At 46.8% G+C, this 18,603-nt stretch carries 7 protein-coding genes; all 7 read right to left on the bottom strand.

Annotated elements, in window-relative coordinates; all coding sequences use genetic code 11:
• Positions 1-14 precede the first annotated feature (14 nt).
• The 7 genes from ICL55_RS23180 to ICL55_RS23150 all read right to left on the bottom strand — a co-directional run bounded on the left by ICL55_RS23180 (position 15) and on the right by ICL55_RS23150 (position 18,577).
• Positions 15-2,099, bottom strand: a complete 2,085-nt coding sequence (locus ICL55_RS23180; protein WP_188101838.1) for a tail fiber domain-containing protein — start codon at positions 2,097-2,099, stop codon at positions 15-17.
• A gap of 305 nt (positions 2,100-2,404) precedes the next feature.
• On the bottom strand, positions 2,405-2,935 hold the full coding sequence (locus ICL55_RS23175) for a hypothetical protein (protein WP_188101836.1): 531 nt from the start codon (positions 2,933-2,935) through the stop codon (positions 2,405-2,407).
• Positions 2,936-2,950: 15 nt separating this feature from the next.
• Positions 2,951-4,873, bottom strand: coding sequence for a tail fiber domain-containing protein (locus tag ICL55_RS23170; RefSeq protein WP_188101834.1), 1,923 nt, complete (start codon positions 4,871-4,873; stop codon positions 2,951-2,953).
• Positions 4,874-5,459: 586 nt separating this feature from the next.
• Positions 5,460-5,897: a hypothetical protein gene (locus ICL55_RS23165; RefSeq protein WP_188101832.1), complete on the bottom strand. Its 438-nt coding sequence runs from the start codon at positions 5,895-5,897 to the stop codon at positions 5,460-5,462.
• 78 nt (positions 5,898-5,975) lie between these two features.
• A complete protein-coding gene (locus ICL55_RS23160; protein WP_188101830.1) occupies positions 5,976-14,375 on the bottom strand; it encodes an RHS repeat domain-containing protein in 8,400 nt (2,799 codons plus the stop codon).
• Between the two features lie 6 nt (positions 14,376-14,381).
• The gene (locus ICL55_RS23155; RefSeq protein WP_188101828.1) at positions 14,382-15,143 is read right to left on the bottom strand and encodes a LolA3 family protein; all 762 of its coding nucleotides are present in this window, start codon (positions 15,141-15,143) and stop codon (positions 14,382-14,384) included.
• The gene (locus ICL55_RS23150) at positions 15,140-18,577 is read right to left on the bottom strand and encodes a hypothetical protein (protein ID WP_188101826.1); all 3,438 of its coding nucleotides are present in this window, start codon (positions 18,575-18,577) and stop codon (positions 15,140-15,142) included. Before ICL55_RS23150 ends, ICL55_RS23155 begins: the two co-directional genes overlap by 4 nt.
• Positions 18,578-18,603 lie beyond the last annotated feature (26 nt).

Below are 18,603 nucleotides of genomic sequence, written 5' to 3'. Positions count from 1 at the left end.
TTAGGGATATTCAACTATTTCTTTTCGTTCAGTAATTGTTGGACCAAAGCCTCCAGTCGGGCTACCTTTTGTTGTAATGCTTCATTCTGCGCGCTCAGTTCCTGCACTGCTTTCATCGTCACTGCCAATGAACTGTTGGTATCAAAACGGTCCTGTTTCTTTGTCGAGAAATGCCAGTCGGTGCTGTCAGCGATAATGCCTATCCGCACGTTTTCTTCTTTATCATCTTTATACACAAACTGCTGAATGGTTACCTTATTCAACAGGGACAGGGCGTTTTCCATAAAAGGGCGGATATCTTTTTTGAGCGCAGCTTTGGAGTTCTGAAAGAAGCCAGTGGCAGTGATACTGCCGCTGCCATCACGCAAGGCCACGCTGTTAGCTACCGCTGTGGTTTGTGGATTGAGGTTGCCGGTATGCCAGAAAAGATTTCCATTAGTGCTCCATGCTTGTGTGCTATTGTCCCAATACAGAATCCATTTAGCGGTAGTTTGCTGAAAAATACCTCCGTGGCTGTTATTATTGAAGATCAGAGATGGTATTGTATTGCCATAAGGGAAAACCAGTCCCGACCAATTACCGGCAGCACCATCCAACACCCAGCTGCCATAAGTGTAGGCATTGGTGTTGGAGCGGAAGGCAAGTAATCCCTGGTCCTGCGCATTTCTGGTCTCCAGGTTTATCTCGCTACCCATAAACCGTGCGGGGAGATAGTTTTTTGCGGTGCGGTCATACCCCATCGCATAAGCGGCATCTCCCAACATACCCACTTCCATGGCTTTACCACTACCGCTGTTGAACCAGCCTTTAAACCGTCCCATCTGGTCGGCTTCCACGCCGCCCATATAAGTATTGCCAGCAGCGTCTGTCCTCAGCCGCCAGGTGCCGGTACCCGCATTGGTAAAACCTATTTCGTTGCTGCTGTTTGCATAAAAATTCCCCCGCTCTACACCGTCTCCTGTTTGCAAAGCAAGCCAAACCGCGTCTGATGTGCCTTCCGCTGCACGGATAACCCAATTGTTGGGCCCACCATTGTACAGATACCTTTTAGTGGGCGTGTAAAGCCCGGTGTTGTCTGCCACACGTATCCAGTTTTCTACGCCGAGATAACCATTAGGTTCTGTTTTGATAACGGTATTCCCGCCCTTGGTAGCCACCTCCCCGTCATGAATGAACCGTCTCCAGGCACTCCAGACATGTTTATCTCCATTCCGTACACGGAAGGAAATGGCTTCGCCCACACCGTAGTCTGCGTTGATCTGACAATCATATCCTCCATTTAAGCCACCAAAAGACAATAAAGGTCCATTATAGGGTGCGCTACCGCCATAAGTAAACGTGGTGCCTTGCGCAAAATAATCGGCATTCACACCATCGGAGGCAGGCAGGCTGTAATAATGCTGCCCCATCGGCCGGTTGAGGTTTCCGCCGTGCCACACTGGCTTGCCTAAGTAGTTAAAACGGTTGCTGGCCAATGACAATACATCTGTTTTTTGAAGCGGCGCTTTATAATCCCAGCAGCGAAATATCCATCCTTCGTCCATATTATCTCCGGATTCAAAAATCAGGTTACCGGCGGGGCTATCACTGAATGACTCAACAAATATTTTCCACAGGTCAGAATTGTAACCCCAGTATAAACCATTGGAAGAGTCACTTCGCGGCGACTGAAATTCAATATTTTTAATGAGGGAAGAACCTCTGTCGGTTACGCTGCGTAGCGTTTCATTCGACAACGGCGCATATATGCCATACTGTTGGCCTTTTTTCACATAGATAATGCTGTCTCCGTTGCGGAAGATAGATTCTACGCCCCCGATGCCTGGCAAAGTGCTCAGGTCCAGTGTATCCTGCCCGGTAATGGCTATTCTCGAATCACCGATTTTCTCCAGCCGTACCCGGCGAAACTCCGTTCTGCCAGCCCCTTTGTTGAACAGAAAACCCTGTGTGCCCTGTGTACGGTTCTCGATGATCAATTCCGCGGTATCGCACACATTATAGATACGGACACTATCAGCCCGGATCTGATAAATTTGCTGCGCATGACCTGCAGTGGTTAATAATACAATGGCAATAAAAAATGACAAAAACACTCTCATGGTATAGGTACTTTCATTAATAGTCCGGGACAATGTACGTATAGGTTATACCGGAACCGTCACTCCTGGTAATTTTATTTATCACAGCAAATACTTTATGAATATCCGATTAGTCGCCATAGCGGCTGCTCATAGGTGTCCATAGGCATATTGCATGAGAGGACGGGTAACAACAATCATAACACAATGCGTTTCATAGGTAATTCGTCACAATATATCGAAAACAAATGATATCGGGGTTTCTTTTCCGTCGACTGGTCACGCTCTGTAATGACAAATAATTATTACAGTTTTTTCATTATAGTTTACGACAACGCACACATCCCCGGAGCCGTGTCTACGTAGGTCCTAAAAGAACCATCACTCCAGGTAACCCTGTAGGTCGTTTTACAATACGGTTGTCCGTTCTTCATCAGTTGTTCCTGACTGTCAATGGTCCTGTATCCCCGCTCGCATTTTCCGTTGACCAGCTTCTCGTCAACGCCGGTACATACCGGCGCCACCGCCTTGGGCACCAGTTCCTGCCATAGCGGCAATCTTCCGTTGGTGGGTAATTTGGTTTCATCAATACTCAGCCACAATTTCGCATTAGCCGCCGTAATGCAGGTATTATCCTGTGGAATGGCCGCCAGGTTGAGCGCCGTAAAATAGCCTTCAGCTATCTTCTGGCGAATTTCATTGTGGGTAACGAGATACCCGTTTTGAGCGATCCGAGGAGCGGCAAATGTCTGGTGAATATCCAATATGCCCGCTATACTGGCGGTCTGTAGTTGTCCACAGGCATTGTGACAATGCACCAGGAAGATGGGTAACAACAAGAACAAAATACGTTTCATCAACTATAAAAATTGTCAGGGTTTCTTTTGTAATAATTGTTCGATTAATACCTGCTGCTGTTTCAGCTGCTTTTGCATGTCCAGCAGTTGTTGCTGCAGCTCCTTCACCTGTAGCTTCAGATCCGTCTGTTCCGTATTCAGCTCCTGCGTTGACTTCACTAACAGACCTACTGTACTGGCCTGGTCCACTCCCCCTCTGCCGGGTATAGACATTTCTTCCGGTACCTCATCCGCGATAAAACCAACATTTGTTTTTCCGGTGCTGTCTGCCTTGAATTTAAAAGAGCGTACCTGCGCTTTCATCAGCACCGGCAGTGCAGCATACGGTAACGGCTGTATGTCTTTTTTCAGGCTTCTTAAGGAAGTTTGGAAAAAGGAAGTCGCTTGCACCTGACCAGTTACATAGGCATTGCCCCCGACATCTGTTTTAATGCGCCAACCGTTGGCACCCGCGTTAACGATTCCGACAGCGCCACTCATATCACCATAAAATCCACCAATGTTATTCCCTGCGTGGTTCTGCAATTCCAGCCAGGTACTGCCGGCATCGTGTTCCGGGCGGATGGCCCAGCTATAAGCAGTATTAGGGAAAAAATGACTGCCCTGTGCAGTGTATAAACCCGTTTGTTGCCCTACCCGTATCCAGTTTTCTACGCCCAAATAACCATTAGCCTCTGTTTTAAGCACCACGTCACTGCCTTTCGTGGCGACATTTCCTTCATGTATTAACCGCAACCACGGATTCCAGGTTTGCTTATCTCCATTCCGCACGCGGAAAGCTATGGTCTTACCATCGTAATATTCGGCATTGATCTGGCAGTCATATCCCCCGTTCAATCCTCCGAAAGATAACAGGGGGCCGTTATAGGGAGAGCCGGCAGCGTAACAAAATGTAGTTCCCTGCCCAAAAACGTTTGCACTGGTCCCATCATCCTGATGCAGGCGAAAATCGCGCTGTACTACTGGTCGCGGTGCATTGATCGAATGCCAGAAGGTAGCATCTTGTCCCCCGGCACCACGCGCTTTAAGGCTCAGCTCCCAATCAGAATACAATGACCATCCCCATACCCCCGGCCGGTGAAAACCTATCCCCGGGTTATTCGCAGATCTCAATTCAAGGTTACCGGCAGCATATGCACTATTATCAAAAGTATAGTCATTTGTAATATTACCCTTGCCCTGGATATTGAAAGTCGCCGGCTGAAGTGTACTGCCATTTTTAATATAACTATCTGCAACCTCGTTCTTTATGGCATATTTACGATCCGCATAGTCTTTAAATAACAATTCCCGCCAGGCACCCCATACGGGCGTAGTGTCATCTTTATTCCGGATAAAAACTCCCTTGGAGCCGGTTTCCTCCCCATCCCAGTTCACTGCCATCTGGTATCCGCGACCATTGAGCAACACCGCGTGACCGGAGTAATATTTTCTTTCTGTAACCCCATTCGTCAGTGCCTGATCAGACACCAACGGCATATCGGGAGAATCATACGCGTCAAATCCGACTACCCGGCCGTTGACAAATTCGGCTGGTCCGGAGGCGCCGCCGTTCGGCACATTAACAAACCCCGGTATCGGCGCATACACATTGAACTGCTGTCCGTTTTTAACGTAGATAATATCATCTCCCCGACGGAAGATACTTTCAATACCACCAATCCCCGTCAAAGTACGCAGGTCGATGGTATCCTGACCGGTGATAGCGATTTTGGAATCTCCGATTTTCTCCAGTCGTACCCGGCGGAACTCTGTGCGGCCTGCGCCTTTGTTATACAGGAAACCTTGTGTGCCCTGCGTGCGGTTTTCGATGATCAGTTCAGCGGTGTCGCACACATTATAGATGCGGACGCTGTCGGCCCGGATTTGGTAGATTTGTTGCGCAGAGGCAGCGAAGGCGAAGAGGGTAATCGTGATAAAGAAGAATAAAGTTTTCATGGTATAGGTAAGATTATTCAGGATCAGAACCGACCGGTATATCCGAACTGACATTGAAGGTGATTCCTATTTAAGAGATAATCCAAATCTTGGATTTACATACCAGATATTGTTAAATCGTTGAATAGAGTACATTGGAAATCACTTATCCGGTTCAAATTGTATATAACGTTGTTGCTCCGGCAATTTTATTAACACTTTGGGAATTGAGCGACCATATTGCATAACAACAAAAAACAATATTAATCTCATCGTATAGGTCATTCAATTATATTTAGAGCGAACTGGCTCTTTTTGGGCCTTTTGTATAATTTATAAAGGACCGTCATTCCAATTAATTCTGTATGTTGTCCTACAATGGCCTACATTATCTATCACCACTAGCACCCGATTGATCGTCGCTTTCGTTCCTATCTCACGTATGCCATTAGTCAGCTTTTTATTCAGTCCAGTGCAAACCAGAGCACCAGCCCCTACCACACAGAAGTGCGACCAGTAGCAGGAAGCTTTGCTTCATCAATGCTGAATCAACAACTTTGCATTAGCGATGGCAATACAGGTATTCTCTCCTTACTAAACTCACAACTCATCTTGTTTTCGCTATATACCTAAAATCAATTATTTCCCGCATACTTGCCAAACGTATTTCCTCTTTCCATAAATTATATTTAGCGTTGTCAAGTGCCGGTGTAACAACTTCCAACATGCTCTCAGAGGTTCCGTACTGAGTACTAAATTGATTATATATTTTAATAATACTGCCATCCAGATCCATATACGAATTACCCATAAAATAATACAAACCTTTTAAGATAATTGGTTGCTCTCTATCCAATACTGAAGGCATATCAAATTCTCTAAATCCCTCATGGTTGAATGTTTCGCCCCTGTTTACCCAAAAAAACTCCCCAATATTAAAGACCAAAAGACTGGAAGAGGTTTCTTGAATAAAGAGACATTCTAACTCAACAATATCTCTTTCAACTATTCTTACATATACCTTTTCAAATTCCCAAAGTACCATTTTTCGCTTTTTTAGTTATTATTTTAAGTAATATACACTTTACCGATGCATAATCGTCACTTTTCAACTATCTACGGATTATTTCACCTGTACACCAGGGGTAAACAGAAAATCATGTACAAGTTCAGTCGCTGTAGAACCTGCCATATAGCCAATAGTTCCACCAATAATACCACCTAAAACCCCTCCGACTGCATTCCCCGCTCCAGGAACAATTGTACCTGAAGCTCCACCTATCGAGGCGCCATACGCCCCTCCGGCAATTGCACCAGCCCAGCCGCCTACTTTAATATTCATCGTCCGCATTCGATTCTCGCTCGAGTATATCTCATAAACATCTGCCGCCGCTGCGATAGCTATACAGGCACGTCCGCCCCATTTTATCGTACTCGCGGCTTTTCCATACCGAGCTAATGCAGCTGCAGCTTCACCACTAAAGGCTGATCTCGTTGAAGCGTTAATTACCTCGGCAGCACCCGCGCCACTAACTTGAGTCACTTTAACACCGGGTGAATTCACAGCAGCATCGGTAAATGCATAACTTTGAATCTCCTCAACGTAATATCCGGACTGCTTCATTTGAGTCATATATTCTCCAACTTTGTTCCAAACAATTCCTTCGATTTGACCCTTCAAACGCCCCACCTGGTTTTGCTTTGTTTTTGTGGTAGACCCTAACATTTCAGCAAATTTCTCTTCGGTAATACCGGAACGTTTCAATACTTTCGCTTGAGCTTGACTCCTCCACGTAGCTGTTTGCTCCTTTGTAATTAAATCGACATCCTTCCTGTCAATCCCCTCCACTGTAAGTGCTACTTTACCTTCTCCGAGTGTGCGGCCAGTTGCATCATTACCAAGTGAAACGGAAAACCAATTATAAGCAGAGTACTTACCCATACTCCGTCCTTGAAAACCTCCGGTTAAAATTTTCTGTGCTGCATCAGTACCAGTTACATGATACAACTTTGGTTCTCCACCATCAAGATCAATTGCTTGTAAAGGAGTATTGCCTGCAAATTGATAAGGAGTATACCATGGATAATCTTTGGAAAGAGGATCCTCACTCAGGAACTTTGCAATCCTTGGATCATACACCCGCATTCCATAATCCTGTTGATTCCCTTCTCCCTTCACTTCATTATCATTCTCCTTCCCATTAAACCCATAACGATAGCCACCACCAGCACTCCACTTCCGTCCTGCCATCATCATCCCAAATGGATAATAATCCTGTGCTGACACCACATTCGCCACGTAGTAATCCACTATTCCGCCGGAACCAGCGATGGCCACCTTATCATCGCTCACGGTGGCTAATACGTTCCCCAGATGGTTACTCAACTCAAAGAGCTTCTCTCTTCTTGTAAATCTAGTAAAAGTTCCCGAGCCTAGTATTCCTAATCGCACCGATGCAGGTGCCTCTGGGTCATCAACCAATGTGGCAAAGCTACTGATGCCCAAACGGCTGCCACCATACAGATATGTCTCCATTTGTGTCAGGCGGCCATTATTTACGGCTGGGTTACCAGATTCATAGACACTCATCACATTCCCCACAGCATCCCGAATATAGCGGGTAAGGCGGTCTCCGACCTTCTTGCTGATACGGTTACCCGCTACATCATAGGTGTAGATAATATGTGTACCATCATCTTTTGTAATCTCGTTGATTTTACCATACACGGTCCACTTAACGGAGGTACCTGCCTGATTGTCTCGGACAAGATTACCAATACTGTCGTAGGCATAGTTATCATCTCCCTGATCATCGATATCGATATCATACAGATCTTTACCTACCGCATCTTTGATATGGCGCAACCGGTTCGTACCGGGTTTATAGGTATAGGTCAGCTTGTCCATTTCAAGCGACTTACCCGCCCAGGTAGCATTACCATTACGGTTATACGTCAGGATATTACCATTGGGATCGTAGGAAATTTTCTCGCCAAAGTCATCTACCGGTACCGGCGTCCATGTATTGGTGGTTGCATCCAGAGTATGTGCCGTCTTCATTTGTCTGAGGCGATTCAGCACATCATAGGTATAAGTATAGAATAATGGCACTCCGGCTTTCGGCAGATTCACACTCATCGCGGCGATATTACCGCTATATAAGCCTGGCAGGTTATTACCAGCGGAGGCAAATGGTTTCACCCCGGCATCCAGCGGCTTATAATCCCCATCACCAAAATAATGCAGGGAGAATCCAAAGGCATCTCTGGCAGTAATGCCATTAGTCGCCCCATCATGCCCCATATCAAAAGTGGGCGTCAGCGTGGTACTGTTGATGCCTTTTAACCAGCCTTGCAGGGTATAGGCATAATCCAGCCCCTGCACCTGCTGTTGACCGATCACCGCCCTCGCCAACGGACCATGTTTATAATATTGATACCTGGCGTCCTTTTCCCAGTATACGCTATCACGGCTGGTCTCTACGTCAGTCAGTCTGTTTTCCGCATCGTAAAGGTAACGATGATAGAACGCATCCGGCATACCACGCTGGTAGCTGACAGTATTCACTTTACCGCTGATCAGGTCATAACCGTAGTCCATACGCTTGAAACGGTTACCATCATTACCCACACCACCGTTGTATTCTTGTACCAGCGTACGTACGTTACCGTGAATATCATAGCTGTAGAAACTGGCTGAAGCCTGACCGGCCGGCAGCGTGTCGTTGATGCTATTGTATACGGCACTCCAGGAAACACGGTTTCGGAGATTAGCTGCCTGTAGGATAGGTCCGTCACCTGCGTAAGGCAGGTCGTACATGGTACGCGTGATCTGTGAACGGCTGCTTCCAGCGCCCAATACCCATGAGGACAGCGTGGCTGTACTTCTGCTAATGACATCCGTCATAGGGGTACTGCTACGCAGCTCTCCCACCTCAGTAATACGGCCCAAGCCATCATATAGCGTATAGCTGTAAGCGTTGCTTTGTGCCTGCTGAAGGTTCTGGGAAACAGCTAATCGGCCAAGACGGTCATACCAGAAGCGGCTGGTACCGCCATCAGGACTATGTTGGGATACTACCTGATTAAGCGTATTATAACGGTAATCGGTAGCCAGTTCATGCTTAGGCGTCAGCGTCTCACCATTTCTCCTGGCCACAGCCACGCTGTCCGTCCAGCTTTTAGAACGGTTCACTTTCACCCCTGCCGGAGGCACGGTTTTCACCAGATTACCCGCCTGATCGTAATAATACAGTGTGTGCTGGTATTCTGCGGAGACATGCGTCACAGAGAACTGCTCCAGCTTGTCAGCTGCCAGTACGGTGCTGATGTAGGAAGTGTCAAAATCATTCCGGATGGAATCACGGTATATAAAATACAATTCCATGCCCTTAGTCTCTGAGATAATGGTACTATCAGAGCAAGCCGTGATTTCAGGTACTTCTACTTCTTCATAACCACCGGTAGTATTACCACAAAGCATCGGGCCGTCATATACGATGAAACAACTATCGATGCCAGGACAGCCCTGGGCGGTAATGATAGGAGTGGTCAGCATACCCCTGAGGGCTACCGTGCTGATATAGCTGGTATTAATATTTACCGTCGTCTGCGCAGCCGGTGTTTTAATAACGGCAGATCCTTTTACATCGGTAGTCGTAATATTATCAGTAGCATCATTACAACCGGTGCGGCCATCTTTGTTGGCACGCATCAGCAGACCATGATTTTTAGCGGCCTGGGATTCACCCGCGGCAGCATAGGTACCGTCAGGGTGCTGCACCACGCGACGCACCTGTTCGGTCTGTCCGTTGATCACACTGCGGCGGTTCCATTCCAGGTTGTTCCCAGCGCCAAACTTATACCAGTAAGCATCGGTATTGGCATGTGCCGCCACTACCCCGCCATCGGCGGTAGCAGCAATTGTCCAGGAATCGGCATCTGTCTGGCCGGTCGCCGGTACCGGTAATTGTTTCGCAGCAGTCACACTGCCATTTTCCGCGATGTCCATCAGTACACTGTTGGAACCGTTCATCACCGCTACTTTGTAGCCATCAGCCGTTTTCAGGATGTTACCGGTGGTATTGGCTTTGCCTTCAATGTCATATTGTTGGGTGCTTATCGGCTGACCATCTTCCTTGTTGATCTTTAAAATTACTGCGTCGTAGTCGGCACCTTCCATAATGGAGCTGGCCGCAATGAGGGTGTTATTCTTTTCCGTCAGACTGATGTTCTTACGCACCTGTGTAGAGCCTGTCTGTTTCATCCAGCGCAGCTCACCGTCTTTGGTCAGCAGCCCGGTCACCCAGTCGGTAGCCGAACTACCGGTACGACGAAGACCAGCCAGCGCATAATGCCCTTCGGTTGTTTCCAGTACATCCTTGCCTTCACTGCCATGATTCACACCAAAGTCGATCACCTTATTCCATAGTACATCACCGCTGCCATCTACTTTTACCACCAGCATCGCACCGTTATCATAACAGTTGGAATTGGTGGTACCAATGGCGATATAACCACCATCACGGGTAGGCGTGATCTTGTTGAAGACATCGTACATGCCTCCACCATAAGTTCTGGCCCACAACAGATCTCCGGCCTGATTGGCCTTCACGATGTAGGCATCCACAACGTTATTGACCGTGGTGGAACCTGCCATGATGAAACCATTGTCAGCAGTCACCTGTACATCCCGGAAAATGCTGGCATTGCCATTCAGGAAAGTACGTACCTGCTGTCTGGAGGCAGCACTCCCTGGCACACAAACAACCCTGCCATTACCGGTCGGCGCTTTGCCACAGCTGTCGATAAATTCTAAATATTCCCACGCTTCTTTGTTATAACCCAAACGGTTATTCATATACGCGGCAAACAATTGGTTGACGCGCCCCTGTATGGAATCCGCACTGCCTGCCATAGGCGCCAGACCGGGATACTTCTGCGTGAAAAGCGTCTTTAGCGAATCGGTCACCTTGCAGGGTACGCACGGAGGTGCTACATTACAATCCAGGAAAGCCGGAATACGAATGGGGAGTGAATAAAACGTACAGCTACTGGTTTTCGGCACATTACACGCACTAATCAACTGGTCTAACTCAGCCTGAGAGATTTTAATCCCCTTTACCCGTTTCAGATAAGCAGCAAGTGTAGTATCAGCAGTTTGTTTCCGTTGCTGATATTCTACTTTGAGATTTGTCAGGTTCTCACACTGGCAATCTGATGGTCTTACATAACTACCGGGATTACCCATCGAAACCTGCTTGTCGTATGGCTTCGGCAGGGTGATCAATTCTGTATTACATACCAGCGGATCTGTGATACTGTGTTGGCTATTATAGGCATTCAGCACTTCTTCGAAGGAACGATAGGGTGGATTTTTAGCAGCAGGACTGACACTGCTGGCGCCACGCGGATGGGTACTGTCAGAACCTGCCTTACATACCGCTACCATTTTTTCCGTGATTTCCGCTAATGCAGCAGCGTTATATTTACAAGGTGCTAACTGCTTGATCCACGTTTCTACATAGGCGCGGCAGTTACTCTCGTACAGCGCATCCATTTTAGCGCGGGTTTCGTCCTGCGGCCGGATACCAGTCGGAATATTTACCTGACCGGCGGCATCATTCCTACTGTTGAAACGAGGAGCCTTACCCCAACTAATGATTGTTCCGGCAGTAATATTACATTGCTCGTCAAGCCATACCAGTAAAGCCTGACGACGGTAGTTCATATACAGATTACGAAAACTGCGCCACGCCATATCAAGATCTCCGGCACACATCACACTTTCATCAAAGGCGTTATTGATATTTTTGTATTTATCAGCGCAGGCCTGTGACATATCCTGGCACATCACCATCTGCGTGGCGACACTCCACATAGAGTAACCCTGCTGAAAATTGTTCAGCTGGTTTTGTAAAGTACCCGAGACTCCATACGGTAACGGATCATTCGTACCGGATGGGAACCGCGATGTATTACCCAGTGGGTTCAGATAACCTTTCTGTTTCGCTTCGGCATATGTCTCTGTTTTCTCAAAATCTTTTATCCACTGCTGCGCCCCTTTTATACGCTCCATCGCCTCCAGCTTACAGTTCTCAGGATGAAAAAGAAGTAGTGAATTGGCCCAGGAAGGCTGGAAAGCATCGGCAAACTGCTGCGGTGTCAATGCCTGTGGTGGCACACGCTTACCGGTAAGCGGATCAGTAACAGAATCCAAAACGCCAACTGCGTTGTAGTATTTAAGCGTTGAATAATTATAACGTCCGGTCCCATAGAAGATGGAACGTTCATTCCCTGCCTCGGATACCCGCGCGTACTGACCGGATGGCGGAGACACGTCCTGCAACATTGCCCTACGGATATCGTCCTGCTCTATCTTCGCACTGTCACAGGTGCCGCAGTCAGGCCCACAGGCCAGCTGCTGGTATTCCAGTTTTTTCTTACGGATCAGCGAATCCATCGTGATGCACTCACTACCTGGCAGAAAGATACTGTCACGGTAGAAATCCATCACCTGTTTACTCACCACCAGTTGTTTAGACACGATGTAAGACCCTTTGGGTAACAGCTTGGTAAACGTGCTCGTGATAGGCGCCGGTGTCTGACAATCACCAGAAAGTTGATTAGCGTTATAGTTCTTTAACGTGATCACATAAGGTTGTCCGCCTAAGCGTTGGTTAAAGGCATCATCGGTGATGGTGATCTTTAGATCGTAGGAACCAATGTAACAGTGCTCCTGACCATTACAATCTTTTTTCTTTAACACCGGCGGTGTCAACAGATATTTAAATGTATAGTCACCGGCCTGGGGTACCAACAGCGCATACTGGCTCTCCAACCCCATCTCGCTGATAGTATTTTTTCCCCCGCCGGATAAGCTGTCGGTAACTGTCTCCGCTACTTTGTTAGGCAGATCCTGTAAATTAAGATTATCTGCACGACCGGCTAATAAAGTAGCCACTGTTCTTCCGTGCATGTCCGTATAGCTCACCGAAACCTGACCATTGGCATCCGTCACTGCATTTTTGAAGTAATGCGTGTTAATACCCACTTCAGTTCCAAACATCGCATCCAGCTCTTCCTGGGTAGGTGTGTTATAGGAGTACTGTGTCTCATGGCCGCTACCTAGTTTAAACGTAGGCCCTAAACCACCCTGCCGGCTAATGCGACCGGTATTATCCTGCGTATAAGAGGTTTCTGTAAAAGCAAAACCTTCCGCGTCAGGGATATATTTATTTAACGGGTGATTATTTTTATTCGCAGGAGAATAATACCAGTTGGCGCCGCCGGACGTGTCCATCGGTTGGGCAGCGGCAGTCAGAAAGTCTTCTTCTCTTGCCAGATAATCATACCGGTCTTTGTCATACTCCTGCCGGTTTAATGCGGAGTTCAGGTTACGGGTATATTTGATCACCTTATCGAGCGTAGGCGCCGGCAGCACCTGTATCACCGGTCGACCCTGGTAATCATAAAAAGATTCACCGGCAGTAATAGTATTCGTCGTATTCTCTTTGGTAACCGTCTGTCTGCTGCGAAGGCTACCATCAAAGTATTGCACCAATACCTTACGTTTGCCATCTTCAGCATAAGAAACGGAAGACTGCCAGTTTATATTAGGTTGATGACCACCGAAATTAAATTTACCGAAACCATTGCTGTAGTTGCTGCTCCATGCTGTTTCCAGCCGAATGTCATTGCCTTTTTCCTGCACTGCTCTCACCCTGAAATACAGTACGCCTATTTTATCATACATCAACGGGATAGTGTAGCTGTTGCCCGGTACCGTTACACGAGTGGTATTGTTTGCAAACACTCTTGCAGCCGTAGCCGGGATACCATAGCGACCGGATTCTAACGCACTCGAATCTACGTAGGCCCACTCCAGGTCATATACATCTGCCCCCTGCACCGCTGGCCACGATACAGTAAGCTCATCTGGTTCAGGAACATCAGGTGCCGTCATAGCTATCTGCTTAACAGCATCCAGCGCGCATTCCAGCTTGTATTTAGGATGTACCTCCATCTCGTTGTCCAGCATCAGCACACCGGAGATATCTTTACCCGCATTATGCGCGATGCCCAGCACCTGTACCCTCACCTTGTGCGCATTATTGAATACAAAGCTCCGGCGCATGGTGTAGGTACCCGCCGTATCATAGTTGATCACAAAATCCTGATCAGTATAACTTTCCGCGCCACCTGCATCAGTATAAAAAATACGTGCCTTCAGCGTAGCCGTGAAAGGTACCCCGATATACAGGTTACTATATTCATTGATCCGGAAAGTAACAATGTTCCGCACCGAATAAGGGGTATCGAGTTTCGGCATTAGGCCGGCATCAAAATAAATGCTGTCCTGTATGGCCACCACAGAATCCTTTACCAGCTGGCCCCTGGCCCCGTCCAGCGATTTTTTCAATACAATACCGGTACCAGTCTGCGCCTGGCCCTTGTTCATCATCAGCAGTAACAGTAACAACCAGCTTAAACGGGCAGCTACTTTCAGCAAAATAGGTTTCATATATTTCTATAGGTCTGGGGATGCTTTAAATACCTGATATCCGCTAAAGGCCGGTGCCGGCGCCAAAGTTGTCTCCGTTTTATGGAAATAACCCTGCTCATCAAAAACAGTCATATCGGGTTTATATTTTTTATCCTGTACATAGGTTACATACACAATCGCGTAATCACCAAAATCTTCCTTTGTCTCTCCTGTATCAATACCGAAACGTTTCAGCTGATCAGCGGGAATGAGATAACGCAGCGCAGTCAGGTAACCGGTAGCCATATCCTTTTCCACATCCACAGAGACAAAGGGGAAACCAGTGATAAAGTCCGCATGGAATACTCGTTGATTACCCTTCTGACGCGCAGACCAGCTTTTCACAGCCACCTGCGGAAATCCCGCCTGTATCATTTTCATAGGCTGATCACCGGCTACCGGTCTTGACACATACATTTTTTTCATGGCAGATTGCAGAACAACATTGTACCGGCCATTAGCCATGCTTAAGGTATTACCTAATTCGTAGCGGAAGCTTTTATCTACCACCTCCAGTCGCCCGATCACCGAATCGAGCAAACGTTTTGGTTCCGACGAAGCGGCAAAAGCATAGCGGATATCCAGCGCATATTGTTTATCAGCATACATCTTATACATCACCGCCATCTCAGCAGCGAGACCGGTAGTATCGCGCTGTTCCTGCGTTTGCTGCTGTGCATGTAACTGGGTCGTACAAACGCTAAACATCACCAGCAGGTACAGGGTATTCAGGGATCTTATTATCATTGCGCGGTTTCTTTAAGGAGTGCGCTCCTGGTTTCTTTAATCGTTTTAACACCACGTTCGGTTTCTTTCTTCACCCGGGTCAGGGTACCATCATCATCATATTCATAGAAGGTGGCATAGTTGTTCTCATCCAGTTCAGCCATCAGCCGCAGATTCACAGGATCATACACAAAAGATTTCATATTGGCATTGTAAGGATGTACCCGGAGATCATCATAATAAACGTTTACGTTGTTTTGAGGCACAATCACCACGTTAAAGGCAGTAGAACCTGTCGGCACGTCGATCACTCCTTCATATTGCTGCCAGCCATCGATGATCGCTCCTTTAGGCTTCGCGGTGGCTGTCACTCTTACCGGACCGCCTACCAGCAAAGTGATTTCACTGCTGGAATAAGATGTACATTTACAGTCCTGTTCCTCTTTCACCCATACACTGAACAGAAAACGTTTACCCGCTACCGGTGAGAACTCAGGTACGAGCACGCCCGGATTCAGGCGAACTGCTTTCAATACGTTTGTATTACATTTAATTGCCTGCTGGAAATCCGGCGCTGTCAATAATCTGTCGCTATCCGTTACCAGCGCTGACAACATAATACTATCTCCCTTGGCAGCCTTCAGACTAAACCTTCCGGTGTGACTTTGCTTACCGCTCAGTTTATTTTTATAACGGGAGAAATCAAAATGACGACCCACAGGACAGAATCCATCATCGCATTTGCCCGCCACGAAATCATAATCTTCAAAGCCATCGAACCCGGACTCACGATAACGGCTATTCTGCACCACTGCTACCGGCACCGCACCGTCGTAACCATAGAGGCCAGCATTATAGCGGCCCAAAGGATCTTTATTCTCCAACTCAAGTCCTTTCTTACTGAAAACAGTACTTTCTGCATTCCATACCCAGCGGGTAGTATCCTGATGCGGAGTCCAGGAGCTGGTTTGTTTTTCCCAGAAAGACATAAAATCAGCATAGGCACCATCTTTCCGGATATCCGTTTTGACAGCCGGATCAGCTTGCGCCCTGGCACCATAGTATACATAGTTTTTGGAAGGGCGCCAGTTTCCGAGCAGACCGTGGATGTATGGGTTCACACTGGTGTCGGTCACGGCACTATAGCAGCGGATGGTATATGGCGCTACTTTGATATCGACTTCTCCTTTAATGGGCTGACCGCAGAGGTCAGAGCTAATGGTGACTTTATATTTGCCTGCCCAACTGGAATCAATATTATACAGTATAGGATTTTGCACTCCGTCCTTGCTCTGGCCATTCGGGAAATCCCAATGATAACTCTTTGCTGTAGTTGGCAAATTGATTGCCCGCAGGTAAACAGTATCGCCAACACAAAACATAGGTTTATCTGTAGTAATGATCTGGTAAGTGGCGAAATCAAGTATCTGAATGTCCTGAACGATGGAGTTTCCACAGGCATCGATTACTCTGATAGAATAACTAAGATTTTTCATCAGGGAATATCGTGCGTTGGAAGTAAAGGAGCCAGTGCTGTTGCTGTCAAGATATGGACCGTTGGCACCGTTACCCTGTTCAGCCAATTTGTAGGTATATATTCGGGAACCACTCTTGCCTCCAACAGCAAGAACCCTGATAGAACCTGTATTGGGAGCAGCACCAGGACAAACCCAGCCAAGACTATTCCGGCGATCAATGTTTAATTCGTCCGGAGCGTTATACTGAATTGTTTTTACATTAACCTTAAAGTCACGGAAATAGGCGTACGGACCTGTACCAATAGTGTATTTACCCGGTAAACGAAGAAGAAGGCTCTCACCACTGCGAACAAGTGTCCCCTCTCCATCAGGGCCTGAAAAAATCTTATAAAAAGCACTCGCTGTTTTCCCTTTGTAAGTATAGTCCCCTGTGGGAGTAACCTTCAAACCATTACAAGTCTGTTGAACTGTATACCCCCAATGATATCGATATACATCCTGTTCTGTAACAACTATCGGAAGATCATAAACACCACAGGAATCAGTTACTCTGAACAAATAGCTTCCGGTTGGAAAATATTGAGGCGAGGCTTCTGTAGTTTGTTCAAAATAGAAATGGCTTGACGGAGCAAAACTCCCTAAGTTGTAATAGTAACGGATGTTAGGAGGGCCTCCAATGAGCTCAACTGTAGAGTTGCGCATCCAGGTACCATTCCTGACAATAACAAAACCAGTTTTCCCATCATTACCATCCTGACTGGTAGTTGGATCCAACATAATAGAGTAAAGAGGTCCAACATTCCGGGCATAGAACCCGGAGTTTATAACTAAACCATCCGCCGTCGTTGCAGCTACAGAATATTCTCCTTCCTCCACCTCTGATACTGTACGCGAAACAGTTCCTGTAGCAGCAGTTAGGACAGTATCGTAGTAAACCAGATTCTTTGTATTATTAGTCAGCTTCACATATACCGGAAAACAGATAACATTAGCTCCGGATATTCGATAATAAACATCAAACTTTCCGCTACATTTCAACTTAAAATCGTTACTTAACTGAGCCCCATACGCCGTTCTTACCATCGAAAGCGTATCTCCACAATCCGATTTAATATGGATTCTGACATCTCTGTTATTGATGTCCTTTAATGTGGTCCCAACCAGAACATCAACAGTATCATTCAGTACGCCAATTGGTTTGTAACTTCCTATTGGTCCGCCATTAAAAGAATAAGCATAGGAATAATGGGATCGTGCATCTGTCCTTTCGTACAAGTCACAGAAACCTTTAACATAGACCCTACAGTTATACTGGTCTTTTACAATTGATACATTTCCGTTTATTGGCAGCGCTTCTTTCACAACCTTGGTACTATCCAACTCCCTTGTATTACAGCCATCTTCAACAGCTACTTTAAACGCGCCTTCATTCAGGTTATCTATCTGAAATACACTGTCGTTTGTAGTAAAGGTCCGGGTTCCTGTATAGCTGGCAGGAGCATCCAGTACGCTAATCGTATAGGGAGCATTTCCTTTCGTAATATGACATTCAATTCCCCCTACAGCACATTTTCCAAAAGTTGCCTTATTGGGTTTTAGGAATAGCTTCACATTCTCATACTTTCCCGGTACTCGTACCTGAGTACTCTTTGAAACAGGAGTTCCGTAACAAACAGCCTCTACCAACAGGTCATAGGTTCCGGGCTCTATATTCTCCAATACAGCGGTCGCACTTTGTACCACCTTAGTAGTACCACCACTTATAGGAGTGAGGCTATACAATAAACTTCCCAGATTGACCTTATCCGCCCCTGCCAATGTAATAGCAATTTTGCCATTTGCTTTACAGGTCGCACTGTCAATCTGCGTCTGAATACTCCAGTTATCGCATGGCGTCTGCGCCCATACGCTTGTGCTTCCCGCCAGGAAACATACAACGGAAAACACCAGAAATATATATGATCTGATTATTTGCATATAAATCGTTTGATACAGCTAAACAC

This window comes from Chitinophaga varians (genome assembly GCF_014529945.1).
GTDB lineage: Bacteria > Bacteroidota > Bacteroidia > Chitinophagales > Chitinophagaceae > Chitinophaga > Chitinophaga varians.
This window is presented reverse-complemented; position numbering and strand designations above follow the sequence as displayed.